The sequence below is a fragment of the Gammaproteobacteria bacterium (ex Lamellibrachia satsuma) genome (assembly GCA_019623805.1).
GTDB lineage: Bacteria > Pseudomonadota > Gammaproteobacteria > Chromatiales > Chromatiaceae > QGON01.
The window spans coordinates 792,715-805,281 of record CP053680.1; the positions used below are offsets into that span (position 1 = coordinate 792,715).

General features: G+C 46.5%; 11 protein-coding genes and 1 pseudogene. 5 read left to right on the forward strand and 7 right to left on the reverse strand.

Annotated features, from left to right (window positions below; translation table 11 throughout):
* The first annotated feature begins 267 nt into the window (after nucleotides 1–267).
* From HPY30_03505 to HPY30_03525, 5 genes and pseudogenes are all read left to right on the forward strand, one after another.
* On the forward strand, nucleotides 268–1,512 hold the full coding sequence (locus HPY30_03505) for a LarC family nickel insertion protein (protein ID QYZ65142.1): 1,245 nt from the start codon (nucleotides 268–270) through the stop codon (nucleotides 1,510–1,512).
* Nucleotides 1,513–1,516: 4 nt separating this feature from the next.
* On the forward strand, nucleotides 1,517–2,305 hold the full coding sequence (locus HPY30_03510; protein ID QYZ67885.1) for an adenine nucleotide alpha hydrolase: 789 nt from the start codon (nucleotides 1,517–1,519) through the stop codon (nucleotides 2,303–2,305).
* A 10-nt stretch (nucleotides 2,306–2,315) separates the two neighbouring features.
* Nucleotides 2,316–2,969, forward strand: coding sequence for a nickel pincer cofactor biosynthesis protein LarB (gene larB, locus HPY30_03515; GenBank protein QYZ67886.1), 654 nt, complete (start codon nucleotides 2,316–2,318; stop codon nucleotides 2,967–2,969).
* 299 nt (nucleotides 2,970–3,268) lie between these two features.
* Nucleotides 3,269–3,836 (forward strand): annotated as a pseudogene (locus tag HPY30_03520) (IS630 family transposase).
* A gap of 20 nt (nucleotides 3,837–3,856) precedes the next feature.
* A complete protein-coding gene (locus HPY30_03525) occupies nucleotides 3,857–4,300 on the forward strand; it encodes a hypothetical protein (protein ID QYZ65143.1) in 444 nt (147 codons plus the stop codon).
* 3 nt (nucleotides 4,301–4,303) lie between these two features.
* Here HPY30_03525 and HPY30_03530 read toward each other — a convergent pair whose 3' ends face one another.
* The 7 genes from HPY30_03530 to HPY30_03560 form a co-directional block, all read right to left on the reverse strand.
* Entirely contained in the window at nucleotides 4,304–5,368 is a 1,065-nt protein-coding gene (locus HPY30_03530; GenBank protein ID QYZ65144.1) for a GNAT family N-acetyltransferase, read from the reverse strand.
* Nucleotides 5,369–5,383: 15 nt separating this feature from the next.
* Complete coding sequence (nadE, locus tag HPY30_03535; GenBank protein QYZ67887.1) at nucleotides 5,384–6,367, reverse strand: NAD(+) synthase; 984 nt, start codon at nucleotides 6,365–6,367, stop codon at nucleotides 5,384–5,386.
* Between the two features lie 17 nt (nucleotides 6,368–6,384).
* Nucleotides 6,385–7,929, reverse strand: coding sequence for an acyl--CoA ligase (locus HPY30_03540; protein QYZ65145.1), 1,545 nt, complete (start codon nucleotides 7,927–7,929; stop codon nucleotides 6,385–6,387).
* Entirely contained in the window at nucleotides 7,922–8,167 is a 246-nt protein-coding gene (locus HPY30_03545) for an acyl carrier protein (GenBank protein QYZ65146.1), read from the reverse strand. Before HPY30_03545 ends, HPY30_03540 begins: the two co-directional genes overlap by 8 nt.
* The gene (gene asnB, locus HPY30_03550) at nucleotides 8,157–10,112 is read right to left on the reverse strand and encodes an asparagine synthase (glutamine-hydrolyzing) (GenBank protein QYZ67888.1); all 1,956 of its coding nucleotides are present in this window, start codon (nucleotides 10,110–10,112) and stop codon (nucleotides 8,157–8,159) included. Before asnB ends, HPY30_03545 begins: the two co-directional genes overlap by 11 nt.
* A gap of 526 nt (nucleotides 10,113–10,638) precedes the next feature.
* Nucleotides 10,639–11,448 carry an alpha/beta fold hydrolase gene (locus tag HPY30_03555; GenBank protein QYZ65147.1) on the reverse strand — a complete coding sequence of 270 codons (810 nt, stop codon included), beginning with the start codon at nucleotides 11,446–11,448 and terminating at the stop codon, nucleotides 10,639–10,641.
* A 46-nt stretch (nucleotides 11,449–11,494) separates the two neighbouring features.
* Entirely contained in the window at nucleotides 11,495–12,472 is a 978-nt protein-coding gene (locus HPY30_03560; GenBank protein ID QYZ65148.1) for a dimethyl sulfoxide reductase anchor subunit, read from the reverse strand.
* Nucleotides 12,473–12,567 lie beyond the last annotated feature (95 nt).

Below are 12,567 nucleotides of genomic sequence, written 5' to 3' on the forward strand. Positions count from 1 at the left end.
ATATTAACCATATTAGTATAGTGGTCTTTAGCACTTTGTTGAGCCACTCCGCATATTCTGGATACCACTTTGCGCAGTGCATGATGATCGATATTTGCAATTATGGCCGCTTAACCCTCATCCAAGGGTTAATTATATATCTTCGCAGTCAAAAAACGCCTAATGTCACAGAATCATGATGACTTAGTTGACCAAATACCCGCTGAATCCTATTGTTCAATTTGATTATAGACTACTCAATAATCCATCGCTTAGACTATAGATCCAATGGATCTGGAAACCAAAAACGTGCATCTCTATATTAACCCACATGGTGGTCTCGCAGGCGATATGTTCTGCGCTGCAATATTGGATGCCAGACCTGATCTCTTCGCCCCTCTACTGGAGACTCTGGCCACTCTTTCATTGCCACCAGAAATCCGGATCTCTCTTGATGAGGCTGGTGGCGACCTTTCAGGAAAGCACTTCATTGTGCGTTTGCCCGAGAAGAGTCGGGTAAACCACGGACACACTCACTACCGAGATATCAAGAAACTTCTGGAGAAGGCCCCACTTCCAGAAGGTATAAAAAGCCGCGCTCAAGACATCTTCCTACAACTGGCAGAAGCAGAAGCGTATGTACATGGTGTCAAAACCGAATCGGTCACCTTCCATGAGGTTGGTAACTGGGACTCGATTATCGATATCGTCTCAGCATCGTTCTTATTACATCAACTGAACATTACCGCCACACATACGGCCCCCCTACCACTGGGAGGGGGGCGCGTTATGACAGCCCATGGATTGTTGCCGGTACCCGCTCCTGCCACTGCTAGGCTGCTTGAAGGCTTACCACTCGTGGATGACGATATCAGAGGTGAAAGGGTAACACCCACAGGTGCAGCCATACTTAAGTCTCTAGATCCGGTCTGTCAGCACAACAAGCCCTTAGTACTGACAGGGACCGGATATGGCTTCGGCAGTCGCCAGCTAGAGGGTATGCCCAATTGTGTACAGATCCTCCTTTTCAAGGATGAAGAACGAGGCCGCAACAATACGGTGCCAGGAAAAATAGATCAGGTGATGGAAATCAACTTCGACGTGGACGATCAATCCCCAGAGGAACTGGCAATAGGACTTGACCGATTGCGTGATCATGAGGGTGTCCTGAGTATCACCACCTTACAAGGGATCGGCAAGGCGGGGCGTCCAGTCATGCAAATCCAGCTACTTTGCCGACCGGACCTTCATCAGATCGTAGCCACCGAGTGTTTCCATGAAACTACAACTATCGGCCTGCGTCTAAAGGAGACCTCTCGGTGGGTTTTACCTCGACAAAGTGTGAATGTGGAACTAGAAGGCAATAAATATCAAGTGAAAAAAGTGGATCGCCCAAGAGATGCTGTCTCCGCTAAGACTGAGCTGCGTAACGTTATAAAGGCTGACGGACAAATTGAACGACAACGGTTGCGCCGAACGGCGGAAACATTAGTCTTAGCTAAAAAAAAACCTTATGAACAATCCGACTCTTAAACAGATCTCTGATCTGAATTTATTATTGCATCGCCTACATCATGTCAAGGTGGCTGTTAGCGGCGGCGTGGACAGTATGACCTTAGCCCTCCTGGCCGGCCGTGCGCTTGGCAGGCAGGCAACCATTTTTCATGCGGTCTCTCACGCTGTGCCTGATGATTCCACTAACCGTGTGCGCGAGGTAGGCAAACATGAAGGCTGGCAGTTAGAATTTGTTGATGCCGGTGAATTCCAAAATTCTAATTATGTTAGCAACCCATACAACCGCTGTTTTCACTGTAAGAGCAGTCTTTACAGCACCTTGGCGAGTCATATGGAAGGTACGATTCTCTCCGGCACCAATATGGATGACCTTTCCGATTACCGCCCCGGGCTGAAAGCAGCTGAAAACTTTGATGTCATCCATCCATTTGTGGAGTGTGGTATCGATAAGTCAGCGATCCGACGAATCTGCCACCACTTGGGCTATGATGAGATAGCTGAATTACCCGCTTCTCCCTGTCTTTCCAGCAGGATTGAGACTGGTCTGACCATTAAACCAGAACAGTTAGTCTTCGTGCATAGGGTGGAGCGGAAACTACATAGTGCTTTAAAACCAAAAGCGGTACGCTGCCGTATCCGTCATGAAGGGATCGCCGTGGAACTAGACACTGAAACCCTTTCCTCTCTCACGAAAGACTCCACCAGATTGTGGACAAACACCATTGCCCACTTGGCGGCACAACAAGGGCTGTCCAACACAATCCTTATAGAGCCATACCGCATGGGGAGTGCCTTTGTCCAAACCACATGACCAAAATCCTATTGCCGTGCTCGATTTTCAGCGCAAGGAGCGAATAGGGCTTAGCGAAGCGGTCTTTTGCGCGAGAAAGTCGCCTGATCAGATTGCAAATATCCTGACCCAGTTTGAAGAGCGTACCACCAGCTGCCTTCTAACCCGGCTAGGTCAGGAAAAATTTAACGCACTTCCATCATCTCTCCAGATGCAACTCGATTACGACTCACTATCAAGCACCGCCTTCTTTCTCGACCCAAAGCCCATACCACGAAAAACCAGGGTGGCCATCGTCAGTGGGGGTACGTCTGATGCTTCTGTCTGTGCAGAAGCAGCCAGAACCTTATCCTTCTACGGCGTCACATCCAGCAGCTTTCAGGATGTGGGGGTTACTGGTCTATGGCGCCTTTTAGAACGCGTGGAAGAGATACAGGATTACCCGATAGTCATCGCTGTTGCAGGCATGGAGGGAGCCATTTTCTCAGTACTGGGCGGACTGATAGACGCCATTCTCATCGCTGTACCCACCTCAGTCAGTTACGGCATCGGTTCAGATGGAGAACTTGCCCTACATGCTGCACTCGGTAGCTGTGCGCCTGGCTTGGTTACTGTCAATATAGACAACGGCTACGGAGCAGCCTGCTCCGCTTTAAGAATTATCAATAAACTAAGGATTATCTAATTAATCACCATGATATATTGACCTAAGTGGCGAATCTGAATATACACAGAAAAACAGATACTCCCCTCATAAACAGCTGAACTCAAGGGTAGAATATTTTTGCAAACCGAACGGCCATATTCCTCTTCAGTGGCCGAAATAAAGAGAAAATCCCTTCTCATTTTTCGGCTCGCCAGCTGAATAACCCGGATTTAATTATTATTAACCTGGCGCCTATATAAGAGATGATACCATGCGCATATGAAAACAGAAGATGCGCGCACACTCCCTGCTCAAGTGCAGGAAGAAAAGCGAAGAAAGAAGGTGCCGAGATTTACTGGGGCGATGAGACTGGGCTACGTTCGGATAGCCAACATGGTCGCGGCTATGCACCGAACGGAAAAACACCAGTTATCCGACTATCGGCCAAACACCCCTCAACCAATATGATTTCAGCCATTACCAACCAGGGTAAAGTTCGGTTCCAGGTTTATGATGGAAGTAAGAATGCAAAACAGTTGATTGGTTTCATGAAGCGATTGATCAAGGATACCAAACGGAAAGTATTTCTCATACTGGACAAGTTATGCGTACCCCATGTAAAAGGGGTTAAGGCATGGTTAGCAGAACACGAAGAGCTTATTGAGATGTTTTACCTGCCAGCCTATTCGCCCGAACTTAATCCAGATGAATACCTCAATTGCGATTTAAAGGCAGGTGTTCATAGCAAAGCACCAGCGAAGAATAACAAGCAACGAAATAAGTAAGGTTATTTCGCATATGCGTATGTTGCAGAGGAAGCCAGCTAGGATCGCGAAGTATTTTCAGCATTTGAAAATTCAGTATGCCGCACAGCCAATGTATATTTCCACCGGGTTAATAGTTTAAGCGTACAATAAGGAACGAACATGACACTTCAAATCGACCACATATGCCTGGCTGTAAAATCTATCGATAAAGCCTCTCAGCGCATCTGCAATTTTCTTGGGTACAAAATCTCCACTGCCAAGGTTTTAAATACTAAGCAGGATGTCAATGTTCAATTCCTTTCCAAGGATAACTCACTTGATATTAAATTGATCGAACCAGGAAGCAGCAGTTCGCCATTGGTTAATTTTCTTAAAAAGGGAGAAGGACTGCACCATATTGGCATGATGAGTGACGATGTCGGCGAGGCCACAGAAGAAATGAAGTCAAAGGGAGGACTGGCCACTCTTCCGCCGGAGAAAGGAGAGGCTTTTTGTAATGAACTTATTTCCTTTTTCTATATAGGCAGCGGACTAAACATTGAACTCATCGATACAGATAAGCGGATACCGATTGAACCAACTGTTAATACTCCTGAAACATAGTAATCATGTATCTTGATCCGTATTAAAAAATATCCATCTTTTTCTATCCAAAATTGAGACTTCATTGGTTAGCAGTTCTTTATTCTTTACCAAAACAACCACGTCTCTCCGATTTTTTTGAGGGAAAAAGTCAAATCGAGACAAGTCCTTCTCTATTCTGCTGTTCTCAAGCAGGACGTATCTGACACCCCGAACATCCAGTTTTCTAGAATATTCCAGAAACCGGTGTATCAGGTCATTCAACGTCGGGTACTCATCATTAACAACCAAGTCACGTATTTCCGCAAAACCATCTGAAACACTGAATGCAACGCACCCAACCAAGGAGTCATCCTCCCTTTTATATAAACAGAAAAACTCATTTTTCTGATCAGGGTCGAGACCATATTTCCAGTTCATATAATCTAAACTTTTCTTTGGAACCACCACTGATTTATATATATTTAAACCACTCCTGAGTTCATCATAGTCTGAGCCAAGCTCATCAATTACCTTGTAATGATATCGACCAAAATTGAAATCCCATGTTTCAGGTGATATGGCTTTCATCAAATAATCAGTAATCGGACAAATTATTCCAGCAAGCGACTCAGGAACTCCCTTTTTGACCAGATATTTTTTTGTTTGAAATACTCTTACCCGCCCCACCAATGAACCAAGCTTTTTGTAGCCCACCCTTCTAAAAATCAGTCTTGCAGCATCATTGGGGAATGCATATAAAAAATCAATGTCTTCGATTTCCTCTGACTTAGCGATAGTATCAACCAGCATCAATGCAGGCCCAAGGGAACGGTGTTCTTTCCTGACAAAGAAGTCACCACCAATTCCGGCTTTGTACGGCACCTCTCCAACCAGTACTCCTTTATAAAAAACAGAGGCCAGTCCAACAACCTCATTTTCGTCTTCATGGATCAACATCCATACATGCGCAGCCCCATCCGGATTACCCTCGTAAATCCATGCAAACTTTGCATCAAGTGCCTTATTCTGATCATGGTTGTCATTCCAGAACCTGATTATTACCTCTTTGTCCTTTTTGAGGTCCGCTTTTTTTACCGAATATTTCATCGCCATCAATCTGGGTTAGACATGGATCTCTTTAACCTGCTCCATAAGCTGTGGCCTAAGATGTAGACTTGCAGTTGTCTTTCTTTTGGCCTCAATATCCTTATAAACGTACTCAGCTTGCTCTGGCGTCACCCCAAGCTCCACAGCCAAATCTTCTGCCTTCATGCCTTTATTTAATGCCCAAAGCGCGATATCCATCTTTTGGTAAGGAAGCGCGAAATAAAATTCTTCTTGCGACTGCGAAAGACTGTAGGTGTCCGTTGTAGGTGGTGCATTTCGAATACTTTCAGGTAGCCCCAAATGCTCAGCCATGGCATAAACCTGAGTCTTGTAGAGATGCGCAATCGGCTTAATATCAGCAGAGCCATCGCCATTTTTCACAAAAAAACCCTGATCGTATTCCAGCCTGTTAGGCGTACCCACTACCGCGTAGTTAAGCCTATCCGCATGATAGTATTCAAGGGTTTTTCGGATTCTCTGCTTGAAGTTGGTCGCTGCGACTATCTGCATATATTCCTTTAGACGGAGCGGCTCCTCGTACATGGTTCCATCCGGTGCCTGAGCAACAAGAAGGAAATGGTTAAAACGTCCGTCCAGGCCACCAGTAATGACTATCTTTGATTTCCACTCATCGTTATAAGACGGTATCACCCGTTTGATTGCCGCATCCCGCTCACTGTAACAGCCTATCGCTTCCAATGTTGAAGCGATATTTTTTTCTTCATAATCGACACCGAAGTGCTTAACCAGTTCAAGCCCCCTGTCACCGGTTTCACCCGAGGAGTCCTTCTCTGGAAGCAGCAGTGCATACACTTTATTGACCCCTAGCGCCTTGACACTCAATGCCAGCGAAACGGAACTGTCAATTCCTCCAGAGACGGCAACCACAAGCCCTCTTCTCTTGACTTTATCGCGTAAAGCCGTCTTGATGCCATTTGATATCTTCTCAACTTCTTTTTCTTTGTCGAAGTCCAGAGCCCCTTTGAAAGGGTTATTCATGTCTTGTGTACTCATAATCAATACTCCTTGAGGAGGTAACGCTTCACCTTCCCTGATTGGGTTTTTGGAAGCTCTTCAATAAAGGAAATTTGCTTTGGCACTTTATAATTAGCCAAGTTTTTCAAACAATAAGACTGGATCATTCTCTGGTCCAATTCAGTATCCGGTGCAAGAACAATAAATGCTTTGATCACCTCACCCATTAATTCGTCAGGCAGCCCGACCACCGTCACCTCAGCAACGCCCTGAAGCTCTGCAATTACCTCTTCAATCTCTTTTGGGCTGATTCTATTAGCTCCGGATTTAATCATGTCGGAAGCCCTACCATCAATATAGAGAAAGCCTTCATCGTCAGTATGTGCAAGATCACCGGTATACAGCCAGCCCGCCGCCAAAACACTGTTGGTTAAAGGTTCATCTCTCCAATAACCCGGCATAATATTTTTTCCGTAGGCGCAAATCTCTCCTGTTACACCACTTGCTACAGACTGACCATTTTTATCTCTTACCTCGATAGACACGCCATCGATCGCCATGCCTATCGACCCCAGCTTTTCATCCAGCTTCCCGGCATCTAAAATGGTTAATCTTGCGCTGGCTTCCGTCTGCCCGTACATCACATAAAAGTCCGTGTCACCGATTAATTGCTTCAGTTCATTTACATGTGCAGGTGGCATAGGCCCGCCCGCTTGAGCCATAAAACGAAATAAAGCGAAATTTGCTTCTTTGAGCTTCGTTCTTCTCAACAAAATGGCGTAGGTGGATGGCACACCATAGAAGCCGGTGATATTTTCCTGATCAAACTTATCCACTATCAGCTGCGGGTACATCATGCTGTTCTCCAATACCAGACACCCACCGGTCAGCAGATGAGTATTGAGAACAGAGTTTCCATAAGAATAATAGAATGGCAAAACATTCAAAACCCTATCTGACATGGATAATGCCAAACCGATTATTATCGCATCATAATTTGATTTCAGATTGCCATGGGTAAGTGACACACCTTTGGGTCTGCCTGTCGTACCTGACGTGTAGATGATCATAGCGATATCCCGTTCGTCAGTGTCAACAACGTCAACTGATGAATTGCCTTCAGCCGTAATTGTTTCGATACAGTCGAACCAACCGTTCTCTACAGAAGAGGAGCCGCCTATTGCCACACAGCGCACGTTTTCTCCTACATCTGGAATCGCCGCACGAGCCTCCTTGTTGCCAGCATCAAAAAAGAACCAGTCAGATTCAGAATGTCCGACCCAGTTCTTGATATCCCTTGATTTTGCGCCGGTATTCAAAGGCACTACAGTACCCCCTGCGGCCAGCACCCCATAGTAAAGCGCGATGTATTCCGGTGAATTGGCAAGATAAAGAGCAACTCGCGCCCCTTTTTGTATATCACGTTCTGTCAGGTAGTCCTTTATCTGACCGATATTTCCTAATAACTCTGCATAGGTTATCCGACGACTGCCGGAAACAACCGCATCAGAGTTAAGATACGCATGGGCATTATTGACTAATACCCATGCTAAATTCGAATTTTCAGGATGAGGGGAGCTATCCATTCTTCGATTCGACGAATTTTACAATTCTGGAGACGGAATCCAGATTCTCAGGAATCATCTCTTCCTGCGAGACATTCACACCATATTCATCTTCCAGAAAAAAGATAACCTCCATTACACCATTTGAATCCAGAATGCCGGTTTCAAGAAATGAATCACCATCCTTCAGCTTTGACTGGTCATCGGTAAACAGGTAGTTATCCAATACATAATTCCTAAGTTCTTCTCTAATGGCCATATTGCCCTCCTAAATGTTCAACAATTGTTTCTCTGTTACCCATTTTGTCTAGAAACAGGTAGTTGGTAGCCTGGGTAGACAATATACCGACTAACGCCATATTGTCTTTGTAACTCGTTGCACGTCCACGCCGGATTTTCTCAATTAGACGCGACACCTTTTTATCGTCAAAAAGCCCATATTTCTTTATATAATCAGTCCCTAATAGTTCCGTGACATCCGACTCACCATCATCACTGAAGAAAGCTGGGATATCCGGCGCCCTATAGGGCTGTTTGAAGCGATTAATGATCTTCTCAGGTACATGTTTCCGCATGGCAAACTTAAGCAGATATTTCTCATTCAGAACTTTCATCTTCTTTGTCGGGTGTATGCCGTTGGCAAACTCGATAACCCTATGGTCAAGAAACGGAAAGCGTCCTTCCACCGAGTTTTTCATTAACATCCTGTCCCCTTGAGAAGAGAGAAGGTATCCAGGCATCAGCATCCGGGACTCAATAAACTGAGCCTTCTGAAAGGCGTCCAAATTCGTCATTGCCGGTGCGAACCTTTCGCTCATCGAATCGACAGCCGACTTAGAAAGCTGGGCATTGATATCTTCTGAAAAAAACTCTTTGGTCTTCGCAGTAGTCAGCCATCTTGGAATATGGGAGAAAAAGAGAGAGTTCGGTTCATCCAGGCCTGCGCCAAAAAAGTTTTTCAGGTAAACCAAGGCTTGAGGCTGGGAAATATTTAGGTAGGGATAAAGTCTCTTCAACAATGCTGCGCGAAAAGAGGAATCCGGATTTTTCGCCCAGAACTGACGGATCTTCGTCTCCTTGAATATGTCATAACCACCAAATACCTCATCAGCACCTTCTCCGGTCAATACAACCTTATATCCCTGTTTTCTGACCATGCCGGAGAGCAAGCCCATTGGCACGGGTGCGGTCCTTAAAATCGGCGATTCTATATTCCAGACAGATTGCAAAAAATTTTCAGATATGTCCCGGTATGTGCATGAAAGGTGGCTATGATCACTTCCCAAGTACTCGATCATCTCCTTTTGATAATCACTTTCATCGAAGCTTTTATCATCAAAGCCGATAGAAAATGTTCTCAGATTGTCTTTCTTGTACCGATGAACCAACGAGGTCAGTACTGACGAATCCAAACCACCGGATAAATAGGCACCAACAGGGACATCAGCACGCAGTCGTATTCTGGTCGCATCATCAAGGAGACCTTCAAGCTGCTCAGCAAGATCATGGTCAGATTCACCATAATGCGCATCGGTAAATTCCCACTCCCAGTATTGAGAATGGGTCATCTTTCCATCCTGAAACACCAACATGTTTCCAGGTTCGACCGCATAAATCCCTTCAAATATCGTTTCCTGCCCTACGGAATTCCAGAACGTCATTACTTGGTCCAGGGCATGGATATTTATGCTCGGAGAAGAATGGAGCACCGGGAGGATTGCCTTTATTTCAGAGGCAAAAATCAGACTGTTATTAAAATATGTATAGAAGAGCGGTACGATTCCTACTCGATCCCGTATCAGAAGCAGTTTCTGCTTGTTTGCATCCCACAAGGCAATGGAAAACTGTCCATTGAGAAAGCGTACAAAGTCTTCACCATAATCTTCATAAAGATGGACAATCACTTCGGTATCGGAATGGGACGAAAAGTGATGTCCTGACTTTATGAGATCTGAGCGTAACTCAATGTAATTGAAAATCTCACCGTTAAAAACAACGTGAATCGACTTGTCTTCGTTCGCAATGGGCTGATGGCCACTATCCAGATCAATGATGCTTAGACGCGCATGCCCCAGACAGATACCGTAATCAGAAAAATAACCTTCGTCATCAGGACCGCGATGAGTGATCTGAGAAATCATGCGGTGTACTAGCAGCCTGAGACCCCCTTCTCCATTTGCCAATTTACCAGCGATACCTGCTATTCCACACACAACTATTTTCCCCAACAAGAAATAAAATCAACCGTCAACCATTTATCTTCGTAGCATATTCATTAATCGGCAGCCAATAGCTTTTCTTTACTTCTGGCGTTTCTTGCTCCTGATCTGGATGTACTCCCGGACTATCCGTTCATCTAGCCGTCCAGCACTCCCGCAGTATCCTCTGCGCCAAAAAATAACACGGGCATAACTTTATATAATATCCCGATTAGTGGAGAAATTTTCTAGTTTAAGTCAAGAAGCTAATTACACACACATTTTTATCCCTCTGTAGCAGGAAAACACCACGTCAGAAAGTCACTACCTCATGAAAGATTTTGGGACATCCCAGCCCCTAAAATCGACTCGCATACGCATAATACCCCAGTTTCCCTTCATCCGTACCACTTCGCCACACCATCGCAAGCTTAGCGCTGGCTATGCAGCACTCCGGCAAATGGCTGAACAGGGTACCGTATGCGTTTGCATATGCCCACGCAGGTTGAAAAAAGTTCCCGTGATCGCTGCGTTAATCTTCCTTGTTGAGAATATTCACCAGTCCCACCCCATCTGCCGGCTGTAGCTCATGACTGGCAGCCACAACGAAACGCTGGGATTTACCTGCCAGAGCGGGAACATTATTCATGTCCTGACTGAAGACAGGCACCATTTCATCTCCAATACCCACCGGCCCCGGACGAATCACTGAGATATAGTCGATATCCGGATGCTGCTGGGCATTCAACCAGTAGAGCAAACTACCGGGTTGGGCTGGTGTCAGATCGATCAACACACCCCAGGAGTCCTGGACCAGATCGTAGAGATCCCCCCCAAAGAAATCCTTGATAATGCCAAAGGGCCCGGAACTGTCTGTCGCATCCAGGGCCTGCACCGCACGAATAGTACCGAGATGAGGCGACCCAATGGTGATCAGTCTCTTGACCTTGGGAGCCCGGTCTTGAACTAGCGCCATTCTTGCCACCACTCCGCCGGCGGAATGACCTGCCAGGATCAATGACTCGTCAGGATGCCGGGCAGAGATCGTAGAGATCATGTCACCCAGAAGATTCGCCTGTACCGCAATTGGCGCAAGAGACGGCAACTCAACCGGGTAGACCTTATTGACGGCGTTGCTTCCCGATCCCGGAAGAATTCCCTGAGGAGTGGCAAGGCCTGCACGCTGCCAGCCGTTTTGAGCCAGAATCGCATTGACGCCACTGCTCTCCCAAGACGATGCGCTGCCCAGATAACCATGCACGAGGACTACAACATCAGGGCTGGCCGGCAGGCTCTGCAGGCCAAGAAAGAACAGAATGAAGACTTTTACTGCTCGCCTCATGGTTTCACCTCTCTTCACATCAAGTCAGTCAAATATTGCCAGATTGCTACGCCATGCTCTGATAGTAGAGATTCTGCGGATGCTGCGCCTCGGTAAAGAAATGATAACGTTCCAAAATCAGGCCGAGGTATTGGATCCCGAAGGCCAGCAACGGCAAGGTTTCCGACTCCAGTGCGTAAGCGAGCAGAATCAGAATCACGGGCACGACAAACACCATCAGCAGAAATGCATACCGGATCAGGTTCAGCAATCTCTGGGATCTACCGTGGAAAAACTCACGGGTATTAAATGATCCACCCATGAAACCCTGGGCCTTCTGCTCCAGCTGGGAGTGGTGAACACCCACGGCCGACTTTAAATCAACCTTGCATCTGAACTGACCGTTCCGGTAGAGGGTAGCAACACGGGTCAGCAGGCCGAACAGAGTCGCAATTACCGCCCAAGTGCCATAGAAACCAACAAGTGAAGTCCCCTGATAGGCGGAGAAAGCCGCTGCCAGCATGAACCCTGAAGCAATTCCGAGAAACAGAAAATTCGCTACTGTCAGCGGTGAATACCACGCCTTGATGAAACGCAGACTGGCATAGATCATTGCGGTACAGAGAAACAGGCCAAAAACTGCAAGTGTGCCCAGACCACCGATAATCAGGGAGAAATCAACCGGCAGTGTGCCTGAAATAACAAACAGCGGTTTCGTCAGATCGAAAAAATGGACCGTACCGTAGAGAAAGATCAGTCCCATGGCAGCCGGCAGGGCCAATACCTCACGGGAGAGCCAGGATGTACGCCATTGGGTGGCCGCGCGCCAGGCACGCTCAGGGTGCCCCAAGTGGAAAAACGAGGCGATCAGACCCGCAAACAACAGCGCCAGAGAGACCATGCTTCCGACCGCATAGAAGTTACTGCTCTGCGCTGGCAGCAGATTGGCCAGCGCATAGAGTTGGCCGGTATAAAGCGCCAGAAACAGGCCCTGACCCACACCGATCAACGTTGTCAGAAATATTACCGAAAATGCCGGATGCATTGTTTTCTCCGTTTACCGAATTCAGAAAGATCCTGAAGTCCGGCACTTAAACTTTTTTTAAGGAAGCTCTGATAAATTGGGTCACTGTCATCTCG